Source organism: Streptomyces sp. NPDC043726 (assembly GCF_056436565.1).
This window is the reverse complement of sequence record NZ_JBWKCI010000016.1, coordinates 17,273-43,185: the sequence shown is the minus strand read 5'-3', so window position 1 is coordinate 43,185 and position 25,913 is coordinate 17,273. Positions and strand designations below refer to the sequence as shown.

The following is a 25,913-nucleotide window of genomic DNA, read 5'->3' as shown; positions in this document are numbered from 1 at the left end:
CGCGGGCGCGATCAGCCACGACGGCTCCGCAGCCGGCAGACGGCATTTCGCGGCTGCCCGAGCGGAGCGCTTCGCGGAGGTGAAGGCATGAGTGGTTTCATCGCCGGCCTCTGTGTGGCGATCCTGCCCCTGCTCGCGGCCGGGTTCTGGCTCGGGCGGCGGACCGCTCGGCCCGAGAGTCAGGGCGGGCTCGGTACGCCCGTCGAGCACGCCACCTTCGAGACCCTGCACACCGCTTCCCTCGCCGCGCCTCCGCTGCGGGCCGGGCTGACGGAGGAGACCGCCCGTAAGTCGGCGCGCAGACTGCGGTCGTTGCTCGGCACGGACGCCCTGTGTCTGACCGACCAGAAGGAGGTGCTGGCCTGGGACGGTGTGGGCGGACACCATCGCGCCGAGATCATGGAACGGCTCTCCGGACCGCTGGAGTCCGGCCGCGGCGAGGCCTTCCCGCTGACCTGCGACACCCACGACTGCCCCCTGCGCTGGGCGGTCGTCGCCCCGCTCACCGTCGACGACCGGGTCCACGGCGCCCTCGTCGCCTGCGCGCCCCGGGAATCCGCCGTCCTGGTCCGGGCCGCCGGAGAAGTCGCCCGCTGGGTCTCCGTGCAGTTGGAACTGGCCGATCTCGACCAGTCCCGCACCCGGCTGATCGAGGCGGAGATCAAGGCCCTGCGCGCCCAGATCTCCCCGCACTTCATCTTCAACTCACTCGCGGTGATCGCCAGCTTCGTGCGCACCGACCCCGAGCGCGCCCGCGAACTGCTGCTGGAGTTCGCCGACTTCACCCGCTACTCGTTCCGCAGGCACGGCGACTTCACCACCCTCGCCGACGAACTCCACGCCATCGACCACTACTTGGCCCTGGTCCGGGCCCGCTTCGGCGACCGCCTCGCCGTGACCCTCCAGATCGCCCCGGAGGTGCTGCCGGTCGCGCTGCCCTTCCTCTGTCTCCAGCCGCTCGTCGAGAACGCCGTCAAGCACGGTCTGGAGGGCCGGACCGACCGGTGCCGCATCAGCATCACGGCACAGGACGCCGGCGCCGAGGCCCTCGTGGTCATCGAGGACGACGGCGCCGGAATGGATCCCGCCCTGTTGCGCCGTATCCTCGCGGGCGAGGTCAGCCCGTCCGGCGGCATCGGTCTGTCCAACGTCGACGACCGGCTCCGTCAGGTCTACGGAGACGACTACGGCCTCGTCATCGAGACCGCCGTGGGAGCGGGAATGAAGGTCACCGCCCGGCTGCCCAAGTACCAGCCGGGCGTGCACTCCGCGCGCCGGGTGACCGGCGCCTGAGCGTCACGAGCCGCGGGTGACCACCATGCCGAGGGTGATCAGTCCGAGCACGACCCAGCCGAACCACAGCCAGCCGTTGCTGCCGAGCGCCACCGTGTAGGCGGTCACCACGACGAGGCCGCCGACGGTGAGCACCCCCATCGTCCGCGTAGAGCCGTCCGTAGAACCGGGCATCGCGACACCCTCCTCATGGTTCGTCCCCCTCCATGGTGCCCCCGTTCTGCCTCCGGACAGTGCAGACGACGAAATGTGTGTCCGATTTCCCGGTCCGCCGGCCGGTCCACGACCCGGCGGTATAGACGGAAGGGTCGAATCCGTAGTCACGCGGAGCCACGTCACGGGCGCAGGCCCGGTCCGCCCCGGCGCGCGTCCAGCCCTCCGCCGAGCGGGTGAACCCGAGCACCTGCTCGTCGTACGGGCCCGTGCAGGACACCAGACGGACCTCTCGATTCAAACGCACGTCCAGGCAGTCCCGGCGCTGCATGGTCGCCGGGTCCGCGAAGGCCGAACCGGGCGCGCGGTGCCCGCCGAGCGGCCCGTACACCGGCCCGTGCGCGCCCAGGACCAGGCAGGCGGTCCGCCGTCCGGCCGGCTCGAATCCGGCCTCGGTCGGGACCACCGCGAACGGCCGTACGTCCGCGAGCCGCCCCCGCAGCTCCTGCGTCAGCGCCTCACACCGCGCGGGCCCCTCGGCCACGGCCTCCTCGGCGGAGGCTGCCGTGACGAAGGCCATCACCTGTCCGTGGGGCGCCTTGTCCGCGCAGCTCGGGTCCAGGGTCAGGCGGGGCGTCCCCTGGAACGGCACGGCCCCCGGCCAGTGGGCGAGCACACAGTCCCCGGCCTTCAGGGCCCGCGCGAGCCCGACGCCCTCCCCGTACGGCGGCGCGGCCCCGCCCTCGTCGCCCTGTCCGGCGACGGCGTACCAGACACCGCCCCCGGCCAGGGCGAGTCCCAGCAGCCCGGCGAGGGCGGAGCGCAGGATCCGGTGCCGGGGGCGTGCCCGCGACACGGCCGGTCCCGGGATCGCCCACTGCGGCTGGGAGCCCGGGTCGGTGTCCGTCCTGGAGTACTCCTCGGCCTGCGGCACCACGATCCGCGCCAGCGCCGCCTCCACCTCGGCCGCGGACGGCCGGAGCGCCGGATCCCGGGCGAGCAGCGCATGGACGACGGGCCCCAGCGCACCGGCGCGTACAGCGGGCCACGGCTCCTCGGCGTCCCCGGCGAAGGGGTCCCGCCCTTCGACGCCGTAGTAGAGGGTGCGCCCCAGCGAGAACAGACCGGTGTCCGGGGGCGGGCCGCCGTACCCGGAGAGCAGCACTCTGCCGTAAGGGGCACCCGTGCGGTCCGGGGCGAGCAGGATGTTCGCCGGTTGCACCTCCCGCCGGTGTCCGGCGCTCAGCGCGTCCAGGACGGCGAGCCCGACGCGGGCGCACTCCGCGGGGGCGAGCGGGCCGCGGCGCTCGACCAGCTCACGCAGGGTCAGCGCGCCCGCCACGTACTCCATGGCGATCCAGGGCAGCCCGTCGTGCTCCAGTACGTCGAGCACGGTGACGACATGCGGATGGTCGCGGGGCTCGGGCGCGTGCCGGGTCTCCCCGGACCCGATCTCCCCGGACCGGATCCCCCCGGATTCGACCTCCTCGAGCGCGACCTCGCGCACGAGTCTCTGGTCATGGGCGAGCCAGACCCGCCCCGAACCGCTGCCGCCCAGCCGGTGCAGCAGCAGATAGCGCCCGGCGATGATCCGGCCCACGCCCGACGTCGACGACCCTGAAGGCATCACCGCTCCCCCCGGCGGTCCCCCCGACGCGCTTCATGCTACTGAACGGAGAATCCGGTCAGTTTCCCCGTGCGTTCAGTGAGGCCAGATAGGCGTTGTAGGCCTCGAGTTCCTTGTCGCCGTCGCGGTCGGCGGCCCGGTCCTTGCGCTTGGCCTGGCGCTGCTCGGAGCCGTACCACTGGAAGAGCAGGGCGACCAGGACCAGTACGGAGGGGATCTCGCTGAACGCCCAGGCGATGCCGCCGGCGGCGTTCTGGTCGGCGAGCGCGTCGATGCCGAGTGAGGCGGGCGGGTTCTCGAACGTCTTGACCATGGGGGCGGAGGCCATCATCAGCGCGATGCCGAAGAAGGCGTGGAAGGGCATGCCCGCGAACAGCTCCAGCATCCGCATCAGGTGGTTGGGCCGGTGCGGTCCCGGGTCCACGCCGATGATCGGCCAGAAGAACACCACACCCACCGCGAGGAAGTGCACCATCATCGCGATGTGCCCGACCTGGGAGCCCATCAGGAAGTCGAAGAGCGGGGTGAAGTACAGCGCGTACAGGCTCGCGATGAACAGGGGGATGGTGAACACCGGGTGCGTGATGATCCGCATGTAGCGGCTGTGCAGCAGCGCCAGCAGCAGTTCACGTGGCCCCTTGCGGCCCTTGCCCGCCACCGGCAGGGCCCGCAGGGCCAGGGTGACCGGGGCGCCGAGCAGGATCAGGATCGGCGACAGCATGCTGATGATCATGTGCTGCACCATGTGCACGCTGAACATGACCATGCCGTAGTCGTTCAGCTTGGTGCACATCACCAGGGCGATGGTCAGCACACCCACGACGTACGACACCGTGCGCGCCACCGGCCAGGAGTCCCCGCGCCGGCGCAGCCGCAGCACACCCCAGCCGTACAGGGCGAGCCCGGCCAGACAGGCGACGAGGAAGAAGGGATCCGGCGACCACTGGAGCCCCCGCGCCAGCGTGAACGGCGGCAGATCCATCATCATGCCGTGCCCGCTGTGATCCATCCGGCGGCTCCTGTTTCGTGGGGGTTGTGCAAGTCTGTCCGGCCCCCACATTAGAACGGCCCCCGGTCACGACCGTGACCGGGGGCCGGTTGTTCCGTTCCGGACTACAGGACGCACTCCGCCTCGGCGTACCGGTCCTCCGGCACCGTCTTCAGCGTCTCGACGGCCTCGGCCAGCGACACCATCACGATGTCGGTGCCGCGCAGCGCGGTCATCATGCCGAACTCACCGCGGTGCACGGCCTCCACCGCGTGCCACCCGAAGCGGGTCGCGAGGACACGGTCGTACGCGGTGGGCGTGCCGCCTCGCTGGACGTGCCCGAGGATCACCGGCCGCGCCTCCTTGCCGAGCCGGTGCTCCAGCTCGATGGAGAGCTGGCGCGCGATGCCCGCGAAGCGCTCGTGGCCGTAGATGTCCTTGCCGCCCTCGTCGAACTCCATGGAGCCCGGCGCGGGCTTGGCGCCCTCCGCCGCGACGACGATCGCGAACCGCTTGCCCGCCTCGAACCGCTCGCCGACCTTGCGGGCCAACTCCTCGATGTCGAAGGGCCGCTCGGGGACGACCACGGCGTGCGCTCCGGCCGCCATGCCGGAGTGCAGCGCGATCCAGCCGGTGTGCCGGCCCATGACCTCCACGACCAGCACCCGCTGATGCGATTCGGCGGTCGTCTTGAGCCGGTCCAGGGCCTCCGTCGCGACGCCCACGGCCGTGTCGAAGCCGAACGTGACGTCCGTGACGGCGATGTCGTTGTCGATGGTCTTCGGCACGCCGACGATCGGCAGGCCGTTGTCCGACAGCAGCCGGGCCGCCTTCAGCGTGCCCTCGCCGCCGATCGGGATGATCGCGTCGAGCCCGAGCTCCGCCACATGCCCCTTGGCCCGCTCCACGCCGTCCCGCAGGTGCGAGGGCTGGACCCGGGAGGAGCCGAGGATGGTGCCGCCGCGGGCGAGGATGCCGCCCACCGCGTCGAGGTCGAGCTTGAGGTAGTCGCACTCCAGGAGGCCTTTCCAGCCGTCCCGGAAACCGATGACCTCGTCGCCGTGGTCGACGACGGCACGGTGCACGACGGACCGGATGACGGCGTTCAGGCCGGGGCAGTCGCCGCCGGACGTGAGGACACCAATGCGCATAGCCCGAAATACCTTCTCAACGTGGGCCGGGGACCGGACCACGTTGTCCGGCTTGATCCCGGCCACCCTACCGGCGTGAGGGGGTGACACCGTACCGGGCGTCCGCCTGCTGGACGCGCCCGCACATGTGAGCGGACGGGCCGTCAGGCGGGCCCGGAGAGCACGGTGGCAGGGCGCGCTGGAAGGCGGCTTCAGTACCTCTGGAGGAGGTGCGTCACGCGGGCTGCTGCGCGGCCGCGATCCGCTCGTTGCGCAGCGCCTCGTACCAGCGGTCGTCGGTCGGCGGCAGCGCGTTGACGTCCAGCGCCAGCTTCAGCAGCAGATCGGCGATCAGCGGGTTCCGGGCGAGCACGGGGCCGTGCATGTACGTACCGAAGACCGTGTCGTTGTACGCGCCCTCGGTGCCGTCGCCCGTGCCGTTGCCGTTGCCCAGGCGGACCTGGGCGAGGGGGCGGGCGGTCGGGCCGAGGTGGGTGACGCCCTGGTGGTTCTCGAAGCCGGTCAGCGGGGGCAGGCCGAGCCGCGGGTCGATGTCGGCGAGCACGTCACCGACGCACCGCGCGCCCTCGCCGCGCGTCGACACCACGTCCAGCAGACCGAGACCGGGCTCGCGCTGGCCGAGGTCGTTGATGAACTCGTGGCCCAGGATCTGGTACCCGGCGCACACCGAGAACACGATCGCGCCGTTGCCCACGGCCCGGTGCAGACCGCCGTCCCGGCGCAGCCGCTCGGCCGCGAGCCGCTGCGGCCGGTCCTCGCCGCCGCCGATCAGGTAGATGTCACCGGAGGTCGGGATCGGCTGGTCGCTGCGCACGTCGAGCCGGGCCACGTCCAGGCCGCGCTGCCGGGCCCGGCGCTCCACCACGAGGACGTTGCCCTGGTCGCCGTAGGTGCTCAGCAGGTCCGGGTAGATCCAGACGACCCGCAGTTGGTTGTCGCTCACAAAAGTCCCCTGAGTTCGTCAGTTGCCGACGCGGCGGCGCAGATCCTGGAACGCGGTGTAGTTGGCGATGACCTCGATCCGGCCCGGCGGGCACTGCTGCACCGCCTGGTCGAGGTTCTCGCACACCTGGAACTGCTGGTTCGCGACCTCCAGACGCACCGCGAGGTCCAGCTTGCGGTCACCGATGACACAGATCGGGTGCCCGGTCAGACGCGTGTAGTCCACGTCCCACAGCCAGGAGGTGTCGGTGCCGTCGGCGCCGCGCGCGTTCACCGAGAGGATCACCGGGGTGGGCGGCGGGTCGATCAGGGAGAAGGTCTCCAGCCAGCCGGCCGGGTTCTTCGCCAGCAGCAGGCGCAGGTCGCGCCCCTGGAACTGCACGACGTCGTACCGTCCGGCGACGGCCTGCACCTGGTACATGCGCTCCAGGGCGACCTGCGGCGGCACCCCGAAGACGGCGGCGACGGCGGCCGAGGAGGCGGCGTTGGCCCTGTTGGCCCGGCCCGGCAGCTGCAGGTGGATGGGCCAGGCGGAGCCGTGCGGGTCGAGCACGTGGTCACCGGAGAGCGCCCAGCTCGGCGTGGGCCGGCGGAAGCCGCACTCACCGCAGAACCAGTCGTCGCCGGGCCGCTGCATCACACCACCGCAGGACGGGCAGGACCAGGCGTCGTCCTTCCACATCTGCCCGGCGGCGACCCAGATCACATTGGGGGAGGAGGACGCGGCCCACACCACCAGCGGGTCGTCGGCGTTGGCGACGATCACGGCCTTGGAGCCGGCGAGGCCCTCGCGCCAGTTCTCCGCGAGCATCCGGGTCTCGGCGGCGCGGTCGAGCTGGTCGCGGGAGAGGTTCAGCAGCGCGATGCACTTCGGGTCGGTGTCCCGGGCGACGCCGGCGAGGTACTTCTCATCGACCTCGATGACGCCGTACCGGGCCTCCGAGCCACCGGCGAGCGCGGAGGTGATGCCCGCGGGCATGTTGGCGCCGAGCGCGTTGGAGACGACCGGGCCCGCGGCGCGCAGCGCCTCAGCGATGAGCCGGGTGGTCGTGGTCTTGCCATTGGTCGCCGACACCAGGACCACGTCCAGGTTCTGCGCGAGCCGGGCGAGGAGGTCGGGGTCGAGCTTGAGCGCCACCCGGCCGCCGATCACCGATCCGCTGCCGCGCCCCGCCGCGCGCGATGCCGCCGCGACCGCCTTGCCCGCGGTCACGGCGATCTTGGCCCGCGGAGTGAGCGGGTCCGAGTTGCCTGCCATCAGTCCTCGATCCTCCCAACGTCGTAGGTGGTCAGCCTATCGAGATCCATTCGCACTCCCGAATCGGCCTCAGAGCCTGGGGCTAACCTTGCCGCCATGCGACATGGCTCCATTCCGGGCGTCCGCGGACGTGTCCGGCCCCTCACCCTGCACGGCGACCCGGTGTTGCACGCCCCCGCCGAGGACGTCACGGACTTCGGCCCCGAACTGGCGACGCTCGTCGAGGACATGTTCGCGACGATGTACGCGGCCCAGGGCGTGGGCCTCGCGGCGAACCAAGTGGGCGTGTCGCTGCGGGTGTTCGTCTACGACTGTCCGGACGACGAGGACGTGCGGCATCTGGGCCATGTGGTGAACCCTCGGCTGGTCGAGGCGGACGGTGTGGTGATCCGCGGTCCGGAGGGCTGCCTGTCCCTGCCGGGTCTGGAAGCCGGGACGGAACGTTACGACCATGCCGTGGTCGAGGGGTTCACGGTGGCGGGGGAGCCGGTGACGGTGCACGGGACGGGGTTTTTCGCGCGGTGTTTGCAGCATGAGTGTGACCACGTGGAGGGGATGGTGTACGCGGACCGCGTGACGGGTTGGCGCCGCACGAGGCTGATGCGCCAGGTGAACCGAGCTTCGTGGCGCAGGCCAGGTGGAGTTGCCTAGGGGCGCGGGGAACTGCGCGACCAGCCCCCACCGGCCCGCGGCCATCAGAAGCCCGGACCGCCCATCTTGTCTCCCGCGGCCGCAAGACGACCCCACAGCAGATCCGCCAGACTCCGCACCAATTCCTGCCGCGAGCAAGGCCGTTCACCCAGCCACCAGTCCCCGGCCGCATGCATCATCCCGACGATCCCGTGCCCCCACACCCGGGCCAGCTGCTGGCTCCCGGGTCCGAGGTCGAGGCGCTCCTCGATGACCTGCGCCAACTCCTCGCCCATCCGCCGCAGCAGGGGCGCCGAGTGCTTGCCGACGTCGAAGCCCTGGTCCCCCGACTGGCCGCCCTCGGCGGGGTGCATCAGGAACCGGTACACCTGGGGCCGGGCCTCGATCGCGGCGAGGTAGGTGTCGAGCGTCGCCTCCACCCGCTCGCGTCGCTCCGCCGGCGCATCGAGCGCGGCGCGCAGCGAGTCCAGGAGTGCGTCCGTGTGCCGCTTGGCCAAGGCCGCGTAAAGTCCGCCCTTGTCGCCGAAGTGCCGGTAGAGGATCGGCTTCGTGATGCCCGCCTCGGCCGCGATCGCGTTCATCGAGGCCTGCGGGCCGTCGCGCAGCACCACCCGGTCGGCGGCCTCCAGCAGCTCGCGCCGACGGCGATCCGCCGACCGCTGCTGCTCGGTCCGCTGTGTGGTGTCCATGTGCTCTCCCCACCCGTGCTGTTTCGGTGACGCCTGCGCAAACTAACACTCAACACGGTCCTGACATCGAACGGGCTGCCGACCGGTCCTCGGGAGTTGACTTTTCCTACCCACCGGTAACAGACTTCGGTTACCGCAAGTAACATGCACGTGCGCCGCCGCTGGAGGAGTCATGGCCGAGTTCACCATGGAGCTCAACGACGAACAGAAGGAGGTCCGGGACTGGCTGCACGGCTTCGCCGCCGACGTCATCCGCCCCGCGGCCGCCGAATGGGACGAGCGTGAGGAGACTCCCTGGCCGGTCATCCAGGAGGCCGCGAAGGTCGGCATCTACTCCCTCGACTTCTACGCCCAGCAGTACTTCGACCCCACGGGCCTCGGCATCCCGATGGCCATGGAGGAGCTGTTCTGGGGCGACGCGGGCATCGCGCTGTCCATCGTCGGCACCGGCCTCGCCGCCGTCGGCGTCCTCGCCAACGGCACCGAGGAGCAGATCGGCACCTGGATCCCCCAGATGTACGGCGACGCCAACGATGTCAAGGTCGCCGCGTTCTGCTCCTCCGAGCCGGACGCCGGGTCCGACGTGGCGTCGATGCGGACGCGTGCCGTGTACGACGAGGCCAAGGACGAGTGGGTGCTCAACGGCACGAAGACCTGGGCGACCAACGGCGGCATCGCCAACGTCCACGTCGTCGTCGCGGTCGTCGATGCCGAGCTGGGTTCCAAGGGCCACGCGTCCTTCATCATCCCGCCGAACACGCCGGGTCTCTCCCAGGGCCAGAAGTTCAAGAAGCACGGCATCCGCGCCTCGCACACCGCCGAGGTCGTGCTGGAGAACGTCCGCGTTCCCGGCTCCTGCCTCCTCGGCGGCAAGGAGAAGCTGGACGAGCGCCTGGCGCGGGCCCGCGAGCGGGCGAAGGCCGGTGGCGAGCGGGTGAAGAACGCGGCGATGGCCACGTTCGAGGCGTCCCGGCCGGCCGTGGGCGCGATGGCCGTCGGCACGGCCCGGGCCGCGTACGAGGTGGCGCTGGACTACGCCACGACGCGGGAGCAGTTCGGCCGCCCGATCATCGACAACCAGGGTGTCGCCTTCCAGCTCGCCGACATGCGTACGTCCATCGACGCGGCGCGGCTGCTGGTGTGGCGGGCGTCCTGGATGGCGGTCAACGGCAAGCCGTTCACGGCGGCCGAGGGCTCGATGTCCAAGCTGTTCGCCAGCGAGACCGCCAAGAAGGTCACCGCCCAGGCGATCCAGATCCTCGGCGGCAACGGCTACACGCGGGAGTATCCGGTGGAGCGGATGCACCGGGACGCCGCGATCTACACCATCTTCGAGGGCACGAGCGAGATCCAGCGACTGGTGATCGCCCGGACCCTCTCGGGGATGCCCATCCGCTAGCGGTGTCTCAACGGAGTCAGCTGCTCGATGTCGTAGCGGCTTCGCAACTCCTCGATCGCCGCATGGTCCGGCGGGCCCCCGTTGCCCAGGATCTCCAGTAACTCCTCGAAGTACCGCTCGTGGTCCGGCGGCGGGCTCGCCTGGAAGAACATCTTCGCGGGCTCGTCCGTCGGGTTGGCGAAGGCGTGCGGACAGCCGGGCGGTACGACGATCACCGTGCCCGGTGTCGCGCGTACCACCCGGTTGCCCGAACCGGACTCCCAGCGCTGCCAGTTGTCGGGGGTCCGGACCCGGGGCTCGAAGGCGAGGACGTCCAGTTCGCCCTCCAGGACGTAGAACAACTCCTCGCTGCGGGTGTGCACATGGGCGCCCACGTCGAAGCCCGGGGGGACGATCACCTCGAACGTGGACGCCATGCGGGAGTGGGAGCCCGTGACCTTGAAGGTCACGTGCTGGGCCGGGGTCTGGACGACCCGGCCGTGACCCGGCGGGACCAGAAGGCCTTCCGTCGCCGTCATCGACCGCTCACCACGTGACGGGCAGGGCCTCGGGCCCGCGGATCAGCGCGCCCTTCTTGAAGGGCACCTTCTCCGGCGAAACGGCCAGTCTCAGCCCCGGCAGCCGGTCCATGAGCGCGTCCACCAGGAGCTGTGACTCCATGCGGGCGAGCATGCCGCCGGGGCAGTAGTGCGGTCCGAAACCGAAGGACAGATGCGGGTTCGGGCTGCGCGAGAAGTCGATGGTCTCCGGGAACGGGAAGACGCCCGGATCCCGGTTGGCGGCCAGGTACGACACGTAGATCGCGTCCCCGGCCCGGATCCGTACGCCCTGGATGCCCACGTCCTCGGTGGCGATCCGGGAGAGCCCGACCGCGTTGCGGTGCGGGATGTAGCGGATCAGTTCGTCGATGGCCTGGGGGCGGATCTCCGGCTCGGCGCGCAGCCGATTGGCCAGGTCCGGGCGGGTCAGCAGGATGTAGAAGAGCTGCCCGCTGTTGTTGGTGACCGCCTCGCCGCCGATCTGGAGCAGCACCGCGAGCCCCACGGCCTCCTCCAGCGTCACCTCTTCCCGGCCCACGGCGGCACCGAGCAGCGAGGTGACGTCCTCGGCGCCGCTGCCGTCCCGGAGCCCGATGAGATCGGCGAAGTAGGCGCCCATCTCGTTCTTGGCCTTCTCGCTGACGTCGGCGCCGTGCGCCGAGGACAGGATCAGCTGGGTCCAGGTGTGCATGACGTGGTGGTCCGCGGAGGGCACGCCCATCAGCTCGCAGATCACCGCGATGGGGAACGGGGTGAGAACCGTCGCGGTGAGGTCGGCGGGCGGCCCGTCCTGGAGCAGCTCGTCGACCAGCTCGTCCAGCATCCGGCGGGACTTCTCCCGGATGCGCTCCACGCCCTTGGCCGTGAACGCGGCGGCCACCGAGCGGCGCAGCCGGGTGTGGTCCGGCGGGTCGAGGAAGCCGACCGCGCCGCGGGCCGGGATGAAGTGCGGGGCGAGCCGGGTGACCGGCCGGTCCATGACGGCCTCGCGGCTGAACCGGGGGTCGTTGGTCACCATGCGTACGTCCTCGTACCGGGTGACCAGCCAGGCCCAGCCCTCGCCGTTGGGCAGCTGGATGCGGGTGATCGGGCCCTCCCGCATCAGCTCGCTCAGCACCGGGTCGAAGTCGACGCCGGTCAGATCGAGGGCCGGCCAGTGCCGGATCGGGGGGAGGATCTCGGTGAGGGTCTTCTCGGTCATTCCGCCTCTTCGTCCATGCGGTGCCAGCGGCCGAGTGCCATCTCGGCGGTGATGCCGGGACCGAACCCGGCGAGCAGCCCGCGCGCCCGCTCCGGGGCGCCGCCCTCGTCGAACAGCCGGCGCAGCGCGTCGAGTACGACGGCGCTGGCGATGTTGCCGTACTCGGTGAGCGTGGCCCGGCTGAAGCGGAAGGCGTGCGGGTCGACCTGGAGGAACTTGCTCAGGTCGTCGAGAATGCGGGGACCTCCGGCGTGGACGATGTAGAAGTCCAGGTCGGCGGCGTCCCAGCCGTGCAGCCCCGCGAGGTCCTGGAGCGCCGGGGCGAGCGGCTCCATGGTGGCCGGCACCCGCTTGTCCAGCAGGAAGTGGAAGCCGGTGGCCCGGACGTCGTACATGATCCACTCTTCGGTCTTGGGGATCAGGTACGAGCCGTTGCGCTCCAGTCGGATGCCCTCGCCGCCCCGGCCGCGCATCACGGCGGCCGCGATGCCGTCGCCGAAGAGGCCGTTGGAGAGGAGCGAGCCGACACCGATGTCGGTGGGCTGGTAGCACAGCGAGCAGAACTCGCAGGCCACGATGAGCGCGTTGGCCTCCGGGTAGGCCGTGCAGAAGTCGTGCGCCCGGTTGATCGCCGCGCCGCCGGCCGCGCAGCCCAGCTGAGCGATGGGTATCTGCCGCGTGGTGGGCTCGAAGTCCAGTTCGTTGATCAGCCAGGCCGTGAGCGAGGGCATCATGAAGCCCGTGCACGACACGTAGATGATCACGTCGATGTCGCTGGTGAGGAGCTCGGCGTCGTCGAGCGCCCGCTGGACGACGGCGGGCACCCGGGCCTTCGCCTCCGCCACGTAGACCTTGTTGCGTTCCTCGAACCCCGGGTGCTTCAGCGTCTCCTCGATGGGCTGCACGATGTGCCGGGTCCGCACGCCCGTGTTCTCGATCAGCCGAAGCGCCAGAGGCAGTTGGGGATGATCGGCGTGGCGGGAGCGCGCCAGCTCGAGCGTCTCCTCCATCGTGATCACATGCTCTGGAACGGACACCGAGGGTCTGCACAACGTCGCCATGAACCGTGCCTGCCTTCGCCTCAGAGGGTGGTCCAGTCCACCTTCACCCGAGGCGGCGGCGACTTCGCGCGGAGCTAGTCCGAACGCGGGACGACTGTCCCTGCGCCCCTACGGCGCGCTGCCACTGCTGTGCGCGATACACGCGACATCGATACGATCCGCCAGCTTCGCCAGCTCGATCGTCAGCGCCGCCACCGTGTCCTCATCAAGGTCCTCCCCGGCCTCCACAAGATGCAGCCACCGCCCGCCCACGGTCCGCAACAGCTTGCTCACATCGGCGGCGGCCACCTGCAAGGTCCCGCGGTCATCGACGATCAGAGGCAGAGTCACTTCGCGGTTCACAAAACGGGATCGTAGCCGCGCAGCGCCTACGCACCCTGCCAAACGGTGGTGATGTTGCAGAACTCGCGGATTCCGTGCCCGGACAGCTCACGGCCGTACCCCGAGCGCTTGGCCCCGCCGAACGGGAACGCCGGGTGGGAGGCGGTCATGCCGTTGACGAACACGCCGCCGGCCTCCAGATCCCGGACGAAGCGGTCGACCTCGGCCTCGTCGCGCGTCCACACGTTGGAACTCAGCCCGAACGGCGAGTCGTTGGCGATGAGGACCGCCTCGTCCAGGTCACCCGCCCGGTACAGCGTGGCGACCGGGCCGAAGGCCTCCTCGCGGTGGATCCGCATCTCCCGGGTGACGCCGGCCAGCACCGTCGGCGGGTAGTACCAGCCGGGCAGCTCGGGACGGCGCAGCCGGTGGCCGCCGCACAGGGCCTCGGCGCCGCTCCGGGTGGCGTCGTCGACCAGCTCCTCCAGGTCGGTCCGCCCCTGCTCGGTCGCCAGCGGCCCGACCTGGGTCTCCTCCGCCATCGGGTCGCCGACCTTCAGCGCCTTCATGCCCGCCACGAAGCGCTCGGCGAAGGCGTCGTAGACGTCGGTGTGCACGATGAACCGCTTGGCGGCGATGCACGACTGCCCGTTGTTCTGCACGCGCGCGGTCACCGCCACCTCGGCGGCCCGGCCGACGTCGGCGGAGGGCATGACGACGAAGGGGTCGCTGCCGCCCAGCTCCAGCACCGTCTTCTTCACCATGTCCCCGGCGACCGAGGCGACCGCGCGGCCCGCGGGCTCGCTGCCGGTGAGGGTGGCCGCCTTGACGCGCTCGTCGCGCAGCACCTCCTCCACCTGCCCGGAGCCGATCAGCAGCGTCTGGAACACGCCCTCCGTGAAGCCCGCCCGGTGGAACAGGTCCTCCAGGTACAGGGCGGTCTGGGGCACGTTGGAGGCGTGCTTGAGCAGGCCGACGTTGCCCGCCATCAGCGCGGGCGCGGCGAACCGCACCACCTGCCAGAGCGGGAAGTTCCACGGCATCACCGCGAGCACCGGGCCGAGCGGCCGGTAGCGCACCCGGACCCGGGAGGCCCCGGAGTCCCTTACGTCGGCCTCGGCGGGCTCCTCGTCGGCGAGGAGTTCCTCGGCGTGGGCGGCGTACCAGCGCATGGCCTTGGCGCACTTGCCGGCCTCGGCGCGGGCCTGCGCGACGGGCTTGCCCATCTCGGTGGTCATCACCCGGGCGATGTCCCCCGCGTCCTCGTCCAGGAGGTCCGCGGCCCGGTTCAGCAGCCGGGCGCGTTCGGCGAACGGCGTCGTCCGGTACGTGCGGAACGTGGCTTCGGCGAGCTGGAGGCGGCGCTCGATCTCCTCGGCGCCCATGGCCTCGTACGTCTTGAGTGTCTCGCCGTTCGCCGGGTTCACCGTTGCGATGGGCATGACCGACCTCCCGGGATGTGCTGATGTGCTTCGACCTTCCCGCGCGTCGCCGGTGGCCGCAACGCGGCGGTTCAGCCCGAGTGCTCCGCGAGCCGGTCGAGAAACGCCCCCTGGGCCTTGACGATCACCGCGCGGGCGCTGTCCAGGGAGAACCACGCCACCCGGTCCAGCTCGGGGAATTCCCCGGTCAGCCCGGATTTCGGGGGCCACTCCATCCGGAAGGTGCCCGGCACGACGGTCGCCGGGTCGAGGTCGGCCTCGACCGCCCACACCGTGACCAGCTTGCCGTTCGACTGACGCACCTCACCGAGCGGTACGGCGTCCCCGTCCGGCGGCGCCAGGCCCAGCTCCTCCTGGAACTCCCGCCGGGCCGCGTCCCAGGCGGTCTCCGTCTCCGGCTCGTACTCGCCCTTCGGCACGCCCCACGCCCCAGCGTCCCGCGTGGCCCAGAAGGGGCCGCCCATGTGGCCGAGGAGCACTTCCAGTCCGTCCTCGGTGCGGCGGTACAGCAGCAGGCCCGCGCTGTACTTCACGGCCGCACCTCGGGGTGGGCCGCGAGCAGGGTCTCCACGGTGTCCGCCTCCTCGGGGCGCTTGTCCTCCCGGTAGCGGACCACCCGGGCGAAGCGCAGGGTGACGCCGGCCGGGTAGCGGGTGGACTTCTGCAGGCCGTCGTAGGCGATCTCGACGACGAGTTCGGGCCGTACGGTGACGACGTAGCCGCTCTCCTCGACCGCCAGCTCCTTCAGGCGCCGAGTCTGCCAGGTGAGCATCGCGTCGGTCATGCCTTTGAAGGTCTTGCCGAGCATGGCGAACGAGCCGTCGGCGGTGCGGGCGCCGAGGTGGAGGTTGGAGAGCTTGCCGGTGCGCCGGCCGTGGCCCCACTCGGCGGCGAGGACGACCAGGTCGAGGGTGTGCACCGGCTTGACCTTCAGCCAGGACGCGCCGCGCCGGCCCGCGCTGTAAGGGGCGTCCAGGGACTTCACGACGACGCCCTCGTGGCCGCGCTCCAGGGTCTCGGCGAGGAAGGCCTCGGCCCGCCCACTGTCCCCGGGGCCGTCGGCGAGGGTGCGCCGGACCCGCATCGGCTCCGGGACCAGCCGGGTCAGTTCCGCGTGGCGGTCGGTGAAGGGCAGGTCGAGCAGGTCGTGGCCGTCGACGGAGAGCGCGTCGAAGAAGACGGGGGAGACCGGCACCGCGCGCGCCGCCGTCGCCACGTCCACCCGTGAGCCGACGCGTCCGGCGGTCTCCTGGAAGGAGCGGGGCCGGCCGTCCGCGTCGAAGGCGATGACCTCGCCGTCCAGGATGAACCGCTCGCCTCTCAACTCCATCGCGGCGGAGGTCAGTTCGGGCAGCCGGTCGGTGATGTCGTCGAGGGTGCGGGTGTAGACCCGTACCGTGTCGCCGTCCCGGTGCAGCTGGACGCGGATGCCGTCCAGTTTCTCCTCCACCGCGCACGCGCCGAGCTTCTCGACCGCCTCGGACACCGAGGACGCGCTGTGCGCCAGCATCGGCAGGACCGGGCGGCCGACGGTGAGCCGGAAGCGGCCGAGCGCGGCGGGGCCCTCGGTGAGCAGGGCCGCGGCCACCGTCTGCAGCGAGCCCGCGAGCATCACGGCCCGCCGTACGTCCGCCGGGGCCGCACCGACCGCCTGTGCCAGGCCCTCCACGGCCACCGCGTCCAGGGCGCCCTGCCGGACCTCGCCGGTGATCAGCCCGAGCAGGAACCGCTGCTCGTCGGCGGTGGCCGCGCCCATCAACTCGCCGACGAGCCGCGCCCGTTCGGCCTGCGAACCAGCGCCCGACACCTTGCCGAGACCGGTGAGCAGGGCGTCGACCCCGGCCACGGTCAGGGTCGCCTCGGCGGCCGGGGCGACGGGTCGGCCGAGCACCTTCCAGCCGACCCCGAGCCGCCCCTGCGGCAACCGTCCCGCGAGATACGGGATGACGATCGGCACGTCCGCGGCCTCGGCGTCCCGGAACAGCTCCGCGAGCAGAGCGACCTTCCGGGACCGGGCCGAGGTGGCGGCGACCTCTTGGGACACTTGGGCCAGTCGGCTCAACAGCATGCTGACCATGGTGCACCCGGGGTGGCCGGTCTACACCTGGGCGGCGGTGTCCAGGTCCGTCATGAGCAGTTCCCCGTTGATCGTGGCCCCGGCCCGGTAGCCACCGGCCGCCGCGTTGACGACCTGCTCGGCGAAGCCCATCGCGTTGCCGGCCGCCCACACGCCGGGAACGGAGGTGAGCCCGGTGGGATCGACCACCGGGTACGAGCCGAAGGGGGTCTCGGTCAGCTCCGCGCCGAGCCGCTGGAGCAGATCGGTCCGCGGCACGGCGCGGGGCGCGACGAACAGGATTTCACGGGCATGGGTGGAGCCGTCCGAGAGGCGGACCCCGGTGAGCCGGTCCTCCTCGACCAGTACCTCGGCGACCGGTCCCGGCACCACGTTCACCCCCGCCGCGGCCAGCCTCCGCACATCGTCGGCGGACAGCTCGCTCTCGTCGACCTCCTGCAGGAACAGCGTCACGTCCTTCGACCACTGCGAGACCATCAGCGCCTGGTGCACGCTCAGCGGGCTCGTCGCGAGGACGCCGAAGGCCCGGTCGCGCACCTCCCAGCCATGGCAGTACGGACAGTGCAGCGCGTCCCGCCCGAACCGCTCGGCGAGCCCGGGCACGTCCGGCAGCTCGTCCTTGAGGCCGGTGGCGATCACCAGGCGGCGGGCACGGACGGTACGCCCGCTCTCCAGCGTCACGGTGAAGCCCTCGGCGACGTCCACCGCCCGGTCCCGGACCAGCTCCACGCCGTAGCGGGCGATCTCCTCGCGCCCGATCGCCAGGAACTCGGCCGGCGACATCCCGTCCCGGGACAGGTAGCCCTGCATATGGGCGGAGGGCGCGTTGCGGGGCTCGCCCGCGTCGACCACCAGGGTGCGGCGCCGGGCGCGGCCCAGCACCAGGGCCGCGGACAGGCCCGCCGCGCCACCGCCGATCACGATCACTTCGTAGGTATCGGTCATGCCGCCACGGTCGCTCCGCCGACGCGGGATTGACAAACGTCTTTGCCGATTCTGCAATACCGACATGAGTACCGAGGAAGTTCTCGCGGGCGTCGGCCCCAGGCTGAAGCAGATGCGCAAGGAGCGGGAGGTCACCCTCGCCGCGCTGTCCGAGGCCACCGGGATCTCGGTGAGCACGCTCTCCCGGCTGGAGTCCGGGCTGCGCAAGCCCAGCCTGGAGCTGCTGCTGCCGATCGCGCAGGCCCATCAGGTGCCGCTCGACGAACTCGTCGGCGCCCCCGCCGTCGGCGATCCCCGGGTGCGCGGGGTGAAGCCGATCGAGCGCTACGGCCGTACCCACTGGCCCCTCACCCGCCAGCCCGGCGGCCTCCAGGCCTTCAAGGTGCTCGAACCGCAGCGCCGTCTGGAGCCCGAGCCGCGCACCCACGAGGGCTACGAGTGGCTGTACGTCCTCTCCGGCAGGCTGCGTCTGGTGCTCGGCGAGCACGACGTGGTGCTCACGGCGGGGGAGGCGGCGGAGTTCGACACCCGGGTGCCGCACTGGTTCGGGTCGACGGGGGAGGGGCCCGTGGAGTTCCTGAGCCTGTTCGGACCGCAGGGCGAGCGGATGCACGTCCGGGCGCGGCCCAGGAAGGCGTGACCCGCGTGACTGTTCCCTGATCGGCAAGCGACCGCTTAGTATGCGAACCGACCCCGGTCAGACGAAGCAGTCCCGTGGAGGCACCGCATGCAGGCATGGCAAGTGCACGAGAACGGCGAGCCGAGTGAGGTGATGCGGCTCGCGGACGTCGAGCGGCCCACCCCCGGTGACGGCCAGGTCCTGCTGAAGGTGCGCGCCGCCAACATCAACTTCCCGGACGTGCTGATGTGCCGGGGCCACTACCAGGTCCGGCCCCCGCTGCCGTTCACCCCGGGCGTGGAGATCTGCGGCGAGACCGAGGACGGCCGCCGCGTCCTCGCCAACCCCGCACTGCCCCACGGCGGTTTCGCCGAGTACGCCGTCGCCGACGCCGCGGCCCTGCTGCCCGCGCCCGACTCGCTGGACGACGCCGAGGCCGCCGCCCTGCACATCGGCTACCAGACGGGCTGGTTCGGACTGCACCGCCGGGCCGGGCTCGAGGCCGGGGAGACCCTCCTCGTGCACGCCGCCGCGGGCGGGGTCGGCAGCGCCGCCGTCCAGCTCGGCAAGGCCGCCGGCGCCACCGTCATCGGTGTCGTGGGCGGCGCCGAGAAGGCCGCCGTCGCCCGGGAGCTGGGCTGTGACGTGGTGATCGACCGGCGGAGCGAGGACGTCGTCGCCGCCGTGAAGGAGGCCACCGGCGGCCGGGGCGCCGATGTGATCTACGACCCCGTCGGCGGGGACGCCTACACCCAGTCCACCAAGGTCGTCGCCTTCGAGGGCCGGATCGTGGTCGTCGGCTTCGCCAGCGGCTCGATCCCCAGCCCGGGCCTCAACCACGCGCTGGTCAAGAACTACTCGATCCTCGGCCTGCACTGGGGCCTGTACAACACCAAGAACCCCAAGCTGGTCCAGCACTGCCACGAGCAGCTCACCGAGCTGGCGGCGCGCGGCGCGATCAAGCCGCTGATCAGCGAGCGCGTCCCGCTCGCCGAGGCCGCGGCGGCCGTGCAGCGCGTCGGGGACGGGGTCACCACCGGCCGGATCGCGGTCCTTACGGAGGGAGCAGCATGACCGACGCCGCCGAACTGCGCCGCCTCACCCAGGAGTTCCTGGCCGCGCACCCGCCCGCCGCCACCGAACGGCAGGACTTCCTGCGGGCCCGCTTCGACGCCGGACTGGCCTGGGTGCACTACCCCGAGGGCCTCGGCGGCCTCGGTGCCCCCCGCTCGCTCCAGGCCGTCGTGGACGCCGAGCTGGAGGCCGCCGGCGCCCCCGACAACGACCCCCGGCGGATCGGCATCGGCCTCGGCATGGCCGCCCCGACGATCCTCCACTACGGCACCGAGGAGCAGAAGCGCCGCTTCCTGCGGCCGCTGTGGACCGGCGAGGAGGTGTGGTGCCAGCTCTTCAGCGAGCCCGGCGCCGGCTCCGACCTCGCCGCCCTCGGCACCCGGGCGGTACGGGAGGGCGACGACTGGGTCGTCAACGGGCAGAAGGTGTGGACGTCCAGCGCCCATCTCGCCCGCTGGGCCATCCTCATCGCGCGGACCGACCCGGACGTGCCCAAGCACGCGGGCATCACCTACTTCCTCTGCGACATGACCGACCCCGGCGTCGAGGTGCGGCCACTGCGCCAGATCACCGGCGAGGCCGAGTTCAACGAGGTCTTCCTCACCGGCGTCCGCATCCCCGACGCCCACCGCCTCGGCGCGGTCGGCGACGGCTGGAAGGTCGCGCAGACCACGCTGAACAACGAACGCGTCGCCATCGGCGGCATGCGGCTGCCCCGCGAGGGCGGCATGATCGGCCCGGTCTCGAAGGCCTGGCGCGAACGCCCCGAACTCCGCACCCACGAACTCCACCAGCGGCTGCTGAAGCTGTGGACGGACGCCGAGGTCGCCCGGCTCACCGGAGAACGGCTGCGCCAGCAGCTCGTCGCGGGCCAGCCCGGACCCGAGGGCGCCGGCATGAAGCTCGGCTTCGCCCGCCTCAACCAGGAGATCAGCGGCCTGGAAGTCGAACTCCTCGGCGAGGAGGGCCTGTTGTACGACGACTGGACCATGCGCCGCCCGGAACACGTGGACTTCACCGGCCGCGAGGCCGGCTACCGCTACCTCCGCTCCAAGGGCAACAGCATCGAGGGCGGGACCAGCGAGGTCCTGCTGAACATCGTCGCCGAGCGCGTCCTCGGCCTGCCCGCCGAGCCGCGCACCGACAAGGACGTCGCATGGAAGGACCTGTCCCGATGAGCGCACAGCCGGATCTTCTCTACTCCGAGGAGGAAGAGGCGCTGCGGTCCGCCGTCCGGGACCTGCTCGCCGACCACTGCGACGCGCCCGGCGTCATCGCCCGCACCGAGTCGGACGCCCCGCACGACCTGGAGGCCTGGAAGGCGCTCGCCGACGGCATGGGCCTCGCGGGCCTCCTGGTCCCCGAGGAGCACGGCGGCCAGGGCGCCTCGCACCGCGAGGCCGCCGTCGTCCTGGAGGAGCTGGGCCGCGCGGTCGCCCCGGTGCCGTACCTCACCAGTGCCGTCGTCGCCACCGAGGCCCTGCTGGCCTGCGACGCCTCCGACCTGCTGGCCGACCTGGCGTCCGGCCGCCGCATCGGTGCTCTCGCCGTCGCCCTGAGCGTCGCTCCGGGCGGCGCCTACAAGGCCGTACGACATGAAGAGGGCGCCCTGCACGGCGAGTTGACCGCCGTCGCGGACGCCGCCGTCGCCGATGTGCTGCTCGTGCCCGCCGACGACGGCGGGCTGTACGCCGTCGACGCCTCCGCCGCCACGATCACCCCACAGGCGTCCCTGGACCTGACCCGGCCGGTGGCGACGGTGACCCTGGACGGAGCGTCCGGGCGCCTGCTCGGCGACGCCGAACCCGCCGTACGGCGTGCCCTGCGCGCCGGTGCCGGGCTGCTCGCCGCCGAGCAACTCGGGCTCGCCGACTGGACGTTGACCGAGACCGTGCGCTACCTGAAGGAGCGCAAGCAGTTCAACCGGCCCGTCGGTGGCTTCCAGGCGCTCAAGCACCGGCTCGCCCAGTCGTGGCTGGAGGTCGTCAACCTGCGTGCCGCCGCCCGTAACGCGGCCGACGCCCTCGCGCGCGACGAGGACCCCGACGTGGCGGTCGCCGTCGCCCAGGCGTACGCGGCGCCCGTCGCGGTCCGCGCCGCCGAGGAGGCGCTGCAACTGCACGGCGGAATCGGAATGACCTGGGAGCACCCGGTGCATCTGTACCTGAAGCGGGCCAAGGCGGACTCGATCGCCTACGGCACCGCGGGCGCGCACCGGGCCGCGTTGGCCGAACTGGTCGACCTCCAGGCCCCCTGACGTCACACCGGAGTTCACCCGGGAAAGCCCGCCCCGCCTGGGGCGGGCTTTCCCGTGCCGCCGGGCGGACGGAGTGAACGGGCGGCGGCAGTCCGGCCAACTCCTGGCATGTACAGGTTCGTTCAGGGCCTGACCGCTTCATACTCCCTGTGGTTCGGATCGGCCCACAGGGAGGCAGAACATGGCGCTCATCACTCGTCGCAGAGCAGTCACCACGGTCGGCGCCGCACTCGCGGGCGTGCTGGCCCCGCCGGTCGGCAGTGCGTTCGCCGTCGACAAGAAGCACCGCCCCCGCCCGCTGTGGCGCGCCCACGCCCACAACGACTACGAGCACCCGCGCCCCCTCCTCGACGCCCTGGACCACCGGTTCGGCAGCCTGGAGGCCGACATCTTCCTCGTGGGCGACCAGCTCCTCGTCGCCCACGACCCGGAGGACCTCGACCCCGCCCGCACCCTGGAGTCCCTCTACCTCGACCCGCTCGCCGCCCGCGTCAAGGCCAACCACGGTTCCGTGTACCGCGGTTACCGCACGTCCCTCCAGCTGCTCATCGACATCAAGACCGAGGGCTCCTCGACGTACCTCGAACTCGACCGGCATCTCAAGCGCTACAAGCACCTGTTCACGACGTACGCCCACGGCCGGGTGTTCCCCGGCCCGGTCACCGCCGTCATCTCCGGCGACCGCGCCGCCCGGGTGCCGATGGCGGCGCAGACCGTGCGCCGCGCCTTCTACGACGGCCGGCTCGCCGACCTCGGCAGCCCGGCACCCGCCTCCTTCATCCCGCTGATCAGCGACAACTGGGGCAACAACTTCACCTGGCGAGGCGCCGGCGCCTTCCCCGAAGCCGAGCGGCAGAAGCTGAACACGATCATGCGGGCCGCCCACTCGCGCGGCCAGAAGGTGCGGTTCTGGGCCACCCCGGACCTCGCGGGCCCCGAGCGCGACGCGCTGTGGACCGAACTCGTCGCCGCCGATGTCGATTTCCTCAACACCGACGACCTCCCCGGCCTGCGGGCCTTCCTGGAGGCGCACGACCGCGCGTGACACCACACGTTCGGCGGACAGGTCAGCCGCACGGACGAACCCTCCGCTACGCCACACTTACGGCCGAACGCCGTGAACCGGACGTGTGCGGCGTGGCGGAGGAGGTTGACGATGGCCGTGTCCATTTCCGTGGTGCTGCTGCTGTTGGTCCTTGCGGTGATCTTCCTGCGCAACGGCGGGCTCAAGGTCTCCCACGCGCTGGTGTGCGCGCTGCTCGGCTTCTACATGGCCAGCACCAGCATCGCGCCCACCATCAGCAGCGGCCTCACGGCCACCGCCGACATCGTCAGCAGTCTGAAACCGTGAGGCCGCCGCGTCACCGGCCCGTCACCGGGTGAAGACCCCGATGCCGTTCGGGACGGGGCGTTCCGCGCCGCCCGAGGGATGGTTGCGCACACTGACCGCGGAGGCCCCCGGGGCGCGGGCGACCAGGGTCGAGGACCCGCCGCCGTCCAGGCTGAAGGCGTCGGTGGAGCCCAACCTCCGCATGGTGTCGGCCACTTCGGCGATGGTCAGCCCCTTGTACGCGGTGCCGCCGTCCAGTGAGAACAGCAGCACCTGCTTCCCGCCGCCCCCGAGGCCCACGGCGCTGCGCACGGCGGCGGTGCTGTCGTCCAGGCCCGGCAGCGGCTGTCCGCCGGTGAGCACCGGGTAGCCGCCGACCGCGAACCGGTACGCCACCCGCGAGGCGGCGGCCACCAGCCGGTGCCGTACCTTCACCGGCTGACCGGGGACGAACTTCCGCAGCTCCCGCGCCCCCGCCTCCCGGCCCACCAGGACGGTGGTCCCGGGTTCGATGGCGCCGCCGCCCGGGCTGTCGGCGGTGGCCACCACCCGGCCGTTCCTGATCGTCACCTCGTGGGTGTCCGTGCTGCACGGCGCTGCCCGGTCGGTGTCGGTGCCGCAGGTCGCGCGGACCCGGGAGACGCTGCCCCAGTCGGAGGTGAACGCCCCGACGGAGTCCACGGGCAGCGCGTACTGGTTGAGGCCGCCGAGCTTCAGGTTCTTGGTGGCCGTGCGGACCGATCCGGACAGCGTCATGTCGTCGAGGCGGGCCCGGCGGTCCACGCCCATGCCGATGACGTCCTCGGTGGAGGTGCCGGCCGGCAGGGACGGACCGAAACGCTGACCGTTCGGCACGGCCGCCTTGAGCGTACGGCCGCTCGCGACGGCCGGTCCCACGCTCGCGCCGGTCACCTCGACGCCCGGGTGCTGGGTCTCGGTGATGTTGAAGAAGTCGCCGTTCACCCCGGCGACGGCGCCTTGGGCGTCGGCCAGCCGGGACACGGGCGCCCGGGCGGCCACCTTCCCCGGGTACAGCAGGTCCAGCGTGATGTGCGGGTCGGTCAGGTCCACCCGCAGCAGATGGCCGTGGGCGGTGCCTTGGGCGCCCTGGATGTCGAACTGCTCGTACACGACGCCGGGGGCGAGCCGGGTGGCGCCGGGAGCGCCGCTGGCCGGTGCCGCCCCCACCAGGGCGGTACCGGCCAGCGAGCCGAGTACGGTGAGAAAGGTCAGTGTCGTTCTGCGTGCCGTGCGTCGTTTCGGACGACGTGTCACAGTCCCCCCTGAGGGTTCGTCAACTGTCCCGCGACTCAGGGGAGAAGTGCATCAGATCCGGGCGGTCGACGCGGTTGCTATGCGCCGACAACGCGAGAACGGATGAGGAAACGCACCCCCTCGGGTGCCTCCAGGGAGAAGCCGCTGCCCCGGCCCTCGACCACGTCGACGATCAGCCGCGTGTGGGCCCAGGCCTCGTACTGGCTGCGGGACATCCAGAAGCCCACCGGCTCCTCGACGCCGGCCACGTACAGCTCGGCGAGCAGCATGTCCGAGTTGCCGGTGCGGAACTCGCCCGCCGGGTAGCACATCGGCGCACTGCCGTCGCAGCAGCCGCCGGACTGATGGAACATCAGCGGGCCGTGCGCCGTGTGCAGCCGCCGCACCAGTTCGGCGGCGGCGGGCGTCAGCTCTACGCGCGGGATCTCCTCGTACATGCCAACCATCCCCAGGGGAACCGGATCCGGACGGACCAGGGGAGCACGGGGGAGGTTGCGAGAGGGTTGCACGCACCCTGCGAGTGCAGGGTGCCGGCTCCTTACGCGTACGGCGTGAAGTGGGCCGGGGTGTGGTCGATCGGCAGGCCGGGGCGCCAGGCGGTCAAGGCCTGGGCGCTGCACACGAACAGCTCCCGCGGCAGCCCGTCCAGGGCGTACCAGCGCCAGTCGCCGACCTTCTCCCCGGGCTGGTCGCCCGGCTCGCCCTGCCAGGCGGTGACCTGGGCGGCGACGGTGAGCCGTACGACCCCGTCGACCCGGTCCAGGAGGGTGCCGAGGAGTCGTACGTCCGCCGGGCGCGCCGTCAGCCCGGTCTCCTCGGCCAGCTCGCGCACGACCGTCTCCTGGAGCGACTCGCCGGGTTCCACCATGCCGCCGGGCAGTTCCCAGGTGCCGTACTTGTGGCGGCCGAGCAGCAGACCCTGGGGGCCGTGCAGGATCGCGCCGACACCGAGGGCCGTCTGGGGGACGGGCGGGCGGGGAGTGCGGGGGCGGGAGGAGACGCGGTCCATCGGGCTCCGGCTTCCGTAGGTGCCTGAACAGGGATTGCTGATCAGCGGACAGTGGGTCTTTTGACATAGCTATGATCTCATACCTATATTGCGAGCGTGACCCCCTCCAGCACTCCCAGCCGGGACCTCGACCGCGTGGCCACCGGGCTCGCGGAGCAGGTGCCCGCGCTGCACCGTGCGCTGGAGCGGCGGATCGCGGCGGAGTACCCGCACCCCAAGCCGCCCGAGGGGCAGCTCGCGCTGCTGCGGTTCGTGGCGCGGCGCGAGGGCGCCACCGTGCGTGAGGCGGCCGAGGCGCTGCTGATGAAGCCCAACAACGTCAGCGCCCTCGTCTCCCAGATGACCGACCGCGGGCTGCTGGAGCGCCGCCCGGACGACACCGACAAGCGGGTCGCCCATCTCCACCTCACCGCCACCTCCCGGCAGCGGCTCGCCGAGGTGCGGGAGCTGGAGGCCACCTACCTCCGGCAGGCGCTGCTCTCCCTCACCGAGGGCGAGAAGGACGCGCTGGGCTCCGCGCTGGGCGCTCTGAACGCGCTCACCAACCGGCTGCACTCCGCCGTCCGCTGAGCTGAGCGGGCGGCGCGCCCCCGGAGGGGTGTGACGTTCTCC

General features: G+C 71.7%; 27 protein-coding genes and 1 pseudogene. 10 read left to right on the top strand and 18 right to left on the bottom strand.

All coding sequences use genetic code 11. The features are described 5' to 3' along the window. Positions 1-87 precede the first annotated feature (87 nt). Entirely contained in the window at positions 88-1,293 is a 1,206-nt protein-coding gene (locus AC068Z_RS35840) for a sensor histidine kinase (RefSeq protein ID WP_478565587.1), read from the top strand. Positions 1,294-1,296: 3 nt separating this feature from the next. On the opposite strand, the gene AC068Z_RS35835 is transcribed toward AC068Z_RS35840, so the two are convergent. The 6 genes from AC068Z_RS35835 to AC068Z_RS35810 all read right to left on the bottom strand — a co-directional run bounded on the left by AC068Z_RS35835 (position 1,297) and on the right by AC068Z_RS35810 (position 7,412). Then, the gene (locus AC068Z_RS35835) at positions 1,297-1,467 is read right to left on the bottom strand and encodes a hypothetical protein (RefSeq protein ID WP_186282554.1); all 171 of its coding nucleotides are present in this window, start codon (positions 1,465-1,467) and stop codon (positions 1,297-1,299) included. Between the two features lie 13 nt (positions 1,468-1,480). Continuing rightward, a complete protein-coding gene (locus tag AC068Z_RS35830) occupies positions 1,481-3,073 on the bottom strand; it encodes a septum formation family protein (RefSeq protein ID WP_478565583.1) in 1,593 nt (530 codons plus the stop codon). A 58-nt stretch (positions 3,074-3,131) separates the two neighbouring features. Then, a complete protein-coding gene (locus AC068Z_RS35825; RefSeq protein ID WP_478565580.1) occupies positions 3,132-4,082 on the bottom strand; it encodes a cytochrome c oxidase assembly protein in 951 nt (316 codons plus the stop codon). Positions 4,083-4,186: 104 nt separating this feature from the next. Beyond that, positions 4,187-5,212 carry a 6-phosphofructokinase gene (locus AC068Z_RS35820; RefSeq protein WP_478565577.1) on the bottom strand — a complete coding sequence of 342 codons (1,026 nt, stop codon included), beginning with the start codon at positions 5,210-5,212 and terminating at the stop codon, positions 4,187-4,189. A gap of 214 nt (positions 5,213-5,426) precedes the next feature. Next, the gene (locus AC068Z_RS35815; RefSeq protein WP_451729700.1) at positions 5,427-6,155 is read right to left on the bottom strand and encodes a type 1 glutamine amidotransferase; all 729 of its coding nucleotides are present in this window, start codon (positions 6,153-6,155) and stop codon (positions 5,427-5,429) included. A gap of 18 nt (positions 6,156-6,173) precedes the next feature. Continuing rightward, positions 6,174-7,412, bottom strand: a complete 1,239-nt coding sequence (locus AC068Z_RS35810; RefSeq protein WP_478565572.1) for a MurT ligase domain-containing protein — start codon at positions 7,410-7,412, stop codon at positions 6,174-6,176. 96 nt (positions 7,413-7,508) lie between these two features. Between AC068Z_RS35810 and def the strand changes: the two genes are divergently transcribed. After that, complete coding sequence (gene def / locus AC068Z_RS35805) at positions 7,509-8,063, top strand: peptide deformylase (protein WP_478565569.1); 555 nt, start codon at positions 7,509-7,511, stop codon at positions 8,061-8,063. A 44-nt stretch (positions 8,064-8,107) separates the two neighbouring features. Here the strand turns inward: def and AC068Z_RS35800 are convergent, their stop codons facing one another. Beyond that, the gene (locus AC068Z_RS35800) at positions 8,108-8,752 is read right to left on the bottom strand and encodes a TetR/AcrR family transcriptional regulator (protein ID WP_478565566.1); all 645 of its coding nucleotides are present in this window, start codon (positions 8,750-8,752) and stop codon (positions 8,108-8,110) included. Positions 8,753-8,924: 172 nt separating this feature from the next. On the opposite strand from AC068Z_RS35800, the gene AC068Z_RS35795 reads away from it, so the two are divergent. Then, positions 8,925-10,151 carry an acyl-CoA dehydrogenase family protein gene (locus AC068Z_RS35795; RefSeq protein ID WP_478565563.1) on the top strand — a complete coding sequence of 409 codons (1,227 nt, stop codon included), beginning with the start codon at positions 8,925-8,927 and terminating at the stop codon, positions 10,149-10,151. Here the strand turns inward: AC068Z_RS35795 and AC068Z_RS35790 are convergent. The 8 genes from AC068Z_RS35790 to AC068Z_RS35755 all read right to left on the bottom strand — a co-directional run bounded on the left by AC068Z_RS35790 (position 10,148) and on the right by AC068Z_RS35755 (position 17,737). Further along, the gene (locus AC068Z_RS35790; RefSeq protein ID WP_478565560.1) at positions 10,148-10,669 is read right to left on the bottom strand and encodes a cupin domain-containing protein; all 522 of its coding nucleotides are present in this window, start codon (positions 10,667-10,669) and stop codon (positions 10,148-10,150) included. The two genes, AC068Z_RS35795 and AC068Z_RS35790, sit on opposite strands and share 4 nt — an antisense overlap. Before the next feature lie 7 nt (positions 10,670-10,676). After that, positions 10,677-11,891, bottom strand: coding sequence for a cytochrome P450 (locus tag AC068Z_RS35785; RefSeq protein WP_478565557.1), 1,215 nt, complete (start codon positions 11,889-11,891; stop codon positions 10,677-10,679). Further along, positions 11,888-12,976, bottom strand: a complete 1,089-nt coding sequence (locus AC068Z_RS35780; RefSeq protein WP_478565942.1) for a type III polyketide synthase — start codon at positions 12,974-12,976, stop codon at positions 11,888-11,890. Before AC068Z_RS35780 ends, AC068Z_RS35785 begins: the two co-directional genes overlap by 4 nt. An 84-nt stretch (positions 12,977-13,060) precedes the next feature. Beyond that, positions 13,061-13,294 carry a DUF6213 family protein gene (locus AC068Z_RS35775; RefSeq protein ID WP_250074178.1) on the bottom strand — a complete coding sequence of 78 codons (234 nt, stop codon included), beginning with the start codon at positions 13,292-13,294 and terminating at the stop codon, positions 13,061-13,063. 26 nt (positions 13,295-13,320) lie between these two features. After that, complete coding sequence (locus tag AC068Z_RS35770; protein ID WP_478565552.1) at positions 13,321-14,715, bottom strand: NADP-dependent succinic semialdehyde dehydrogenase; 1,395 nt, start codon at positions 14,713-14,715, stop codon at positions 13,321-13,323. A 71-nt stretch (positions 14,716-14,786) separates the two neighbouring features. Beyond that, positions 14,787-15,248 (bottom strand): NUDIX hydrolase, encoded by a 462-nt coding sequence (locus AC068Z_RS35765; protein ID WP_478565549.1) that lies wholly within the window; start codon positions 15,246-15,248, stop codon positions 14,787-14,789. Beyond that, positions 15,245-16,783: an ATP-dependent DNA ligase gene (locus AC068Z_RS35760; RefSeq protein ID WP_478565546.1), complete on the bottom strand. Its 1,539-nt coding sequence runs from the start codon at positions 16,781-16,783 to the stop codon at positions 15,245-15,247. The genes AC068Z_RS35765 and AC068Z_RS35760 overlap by 4 nt, the downstream gene beginning before the upstream one ends. A 30-nt stretch (positions 16,784-16,813) precedes the next feature. Continuing rightward, complete coding sequence (locus AC068Z_RS35755; RefSeq protein WP_478565543.1) at positions 16,814-17,737, bottom strand: NAD(P)/FAD-dependent oxidoreductase; 924 nt, start codon at positions 17,735-17,737, stop codon at positions 16,814-16,816. A gap of 64 nt (positions 17,738-17,801) precedes the next feature. On the opposite strand from AC068Z_RS35755, the gene AC068Z_RS35750 reads away from it, so the two are divergent. From AC068Z_RS35750 to AC068Z_RS35725, 6 genes are all read left to right on the top strand, one after another. Then, positions 17,802-18,377, top strand: a complete 576-nt coding sequence (locus AC068Z_RS35750; protein ID WP_478565541.1) for a helix-turn-helix domain-containing protein — start codon at positions 17,802-17,804, stop codon at positions 18,375-18,377. A gap of 87 nt (positions 18,378-18,464) precedes the next feature. Beyond that, complete coding sequence (locus AC068Z_RS35745) at positions 18,465-19,430, top strand: NADPH:quinone oxidoreductase family protein (protein WP_478565538.1); 966 nt, start codon at positions 18,465-18,467, stop codon at positions 19,428-19,430. After that, positions 19,427-20,608, top strand: coding sequence for an acyl-CoA dehydrogenase family protein (locus tag AC068Z_RS35740; protein WP_478565535.1), 1,182 nt, complete (start codon positions 19,427-19,429; stop codon positions 20,606-20,608). Before AC068Z_RS35745 ends, AC068Z_RS35740 begins: the two co-directional genes overlap by 4 nt. Continuing rightward, a complete protein-coding gene (locus AC068Z_RS35735; protein WP_478565532.1) occupies positions 20,605-21,687 on the top strand; it encodes an acyl-CoA dehydrogenase family protein in 1,083 nt (360 codons plus the stop codon). Before AC068Z_RS35740 ends, AC068Z_RS35735 begins: the two co-directional genes overlap by 4 nt. Before the next feature lie 181 nt (positions 21,688-21,868). Next, entirely contained in the window at positions 21,869-22,732 is an 864-nt protein-coding gene (locus AC068Z_RS35730; protein WP_478565529.1) for a phosphatidylinositol-specific phospholipase C/glycerophosphodiester phosphodiesterase family protein, read from the top strand. 111 nt (positions 22,733-22,843) lie between these two features. Beyond that, positions 22,844-23,038 carry a hypothetical protein gene (locus AC068Z_RS35725; RefSeq protein ID WP_478565526.1) on the top strand — a complete coding sequence of 65 codons (195 nt, stop codon included), beginning with the start codon at positions 22,844-22,846 and terminating at the stop codon, positions 23,036-23,038. A 21-nt stretch (positions 23,039-23,059) separates the two neighbouring features. On the opposite strand, the gene AC068Z_RS35720 is transcribed toward AC068Z_RS35725, so the two are convergent. From AC068Z_RS35720 to AC068Z_RS35710, 3 genes and pseudogenes are all read right to left on the bottom strand, one after another. Further along, the gene (locus AC068Z_RS35720; RefSeq protein WP_478565523.1) at positions 23,060-24,292 is read right to left on the bottom strand and encodes a phosphodiester glycosidase family protein; all 1,233 of its coding nucleotides are present in this window, start codon (positions 24,290-24,292) and stop codon (positions 23,060-23,062) included. A 77-nt stretch (positions 24,293-24,369) separates the two neighbouring features. Next, positions 24,370-24,729 (bottom strand): DUF779 domain-containing protein, encoded by a 360-nt coding sequence (locus tag AC068Z_RS35715; RefSeq protein WP_478565520.1) that lies wholly within the window; start codon positions 24,727-24,729, stop codon positions 24,370-24,372. A gap of 101 nt (positions 24,730-24,830) precedes the next feature. Then, positions 24,831-25,295 (bottom strand): annotated as a pseudogene (locus AC068Z_RS35710) (nucleotide triphosphate diphosphatase NUDT15); the annotation flags it as partial. 102 nt (positions 25,296-25,397) lie between these two features. Between AC068Z_RS35710 and AC068Z_RS35705 the strand changes: the two are divergent. Continuing rightward, positions 25,398-25,871, top strand: coding sequence for a MarR family winged helix-turn-helix transcriptional regulator (locus tag AC068Z_RS35705; RefSeq protein WP_478565517.1), 474 nt, complete (start codon positions 25,398-25,400; stop codon positions 25,869-25,871). Positions 25,872-25,913 lie beyond the last annotated feature (42 nt).

Coding starts and splice junctions, on each gene's coding strand:
- AC068Z_RS35725 (WP_478565526.1), top strand. CDS start 22,844: ATGGCCGTGTCCATTTCCGTGGTGCTGCTGCTGTTGGTCCTTGCGGTG.
- AC068Z_RS35785 (WP_478565557.1), bottom strand. CDS start 11,891: ATGACCGAGAAGACCCTCACCGAGATCCTCCCCCCGATCCGGCACTGG.
- AC068Z_RS35740 (WP_478565535.1), top strand. CDS start 19,427: ATGACCGACGCCGCCGAACTGCGCCGCCTCACCCAGGAGTTCCTGGCC.
- AC068Z_RS35735 (WP_478565532.1), top strand. CDS start 20,605: ATGAGCGCACAGCCGGATCTTCTCTACTCCGAGGAGGAAGAGGCGCTG.
- def (WP_478565569.1), top strand. CDS start 7,509: ATGCGACATGGCTCCATTCCGGGCGTCCGCGGACGTGTCCGGCCCCTC.
- AC068Z_RS35795 (WP_478565563.1), top strand. CDS start 8,925: ATGGCCGAGTTCACCATGGAGCTCAACGACGAACAGAAGGAGGTCCGG.
- AC068Z_RS35755 (WP_478565543.1), bottom strand. CDS start 17,737: ATGACCGATACCTACGAAGTGATCGTGATCGGCGGTGGCGCGGCGGGC.
- AC068Z_RS35790 (WP_478565560.1), bottom strand. CDS start 10,669: ATGACGGCGACGGAAGGCCTTCTGGTCCCGCCGGGTCACGGCCGGGTC.
- AC068Z_RS35810 (WP_478565572.1), bottom strand. CDS start 7,412: ATGGCAGGCAACTCGGACCCGCTCACTCCGCGGGCCAAGATCGCCGTG.
- AC068Z_RS35730 (WP_478565529.1), top strand. CDS start 21,869: ATGGCGCTCATCACTCGTCGCAGAGCAGTCACCACGGTCGGCGCCGCA.
- AC068Z_RS35750 (WP_478565541.1), top strand. CDS start 17,802: ATGAGTACCGAGGAAGTTCTCGCGGGCGTCGGCCCCAGGCTGAAGCAG.
- AC068Z_RS35715 (WP_478565520.1), bottom strand. CDS start 24,729: ATGTACGAGGAGATCCCGCGCGTAGAGCTGACGCCCGCCGCCGCCGAA.
- AC068Z_RS35760 (WP_478565546.1), bottom strand. CDS start 16,783: ATGCTGTTGAGCCGACTGGCCCAAGTGTCCCAAGAGGTCGCCGCCACC.
- AC068Z_RS35800 (WP_478565566.1), bottom strand. CDS start 8,752: ATGGACACCACACAGCGGACCGAGCAGCAGCGGTCGGCGGATCGCCGT.
- AC068Z_RS35830 (WP_478565583.1), bottom strand. CDS start 3,073: ATGCCTTCAGGGTCGTCGACGTCGGGCGTGGGCCGGATCATCGCCGGG.
- AC068Z_RS35745 (WP_478565538.1), top strand. CDS start 18,465: ATGCAGGCATGGCAAGTGCACGAGAACGGCGAGCCGAGTGAGGTGATG.
- AC068Z_RS35820 (WP_478565577.1), bottom strand. CDS start 5,212: ATGCGCATTGGTGTCCTCACGTCCGGCGGCGACTGCCCCGGCCTGAAC.
- AC068Z_RS35825 (WP_478565580.1), bottom strand. CDS start 4,082: ATGGATCACAGCGGGCACGGCATGATGATGGATCTGCCGCCGTTCACG.
- AC068Z_RS35840 (WP_478565587.1), top strand. CDS start 88: ATGAGTGGTTTCATCGCCGGCCTCTGTGTGGCGATCCTGCCCCTGCTC.
- AC068Z_RS35770 (WP_478565552.1), bottom strand. CDS start 14,715: ATGCCCATCGCAACGGTGAACCCGGCGAACGGCGAGACACTCAAGACG.
- AC068Z_RS35835 (WP_186282554.1), bottom strand. CDS start 1,467: ATGCCCGGTTCTACGGACGGCTCTACGCGGACGATGGGGGTGCTCACC.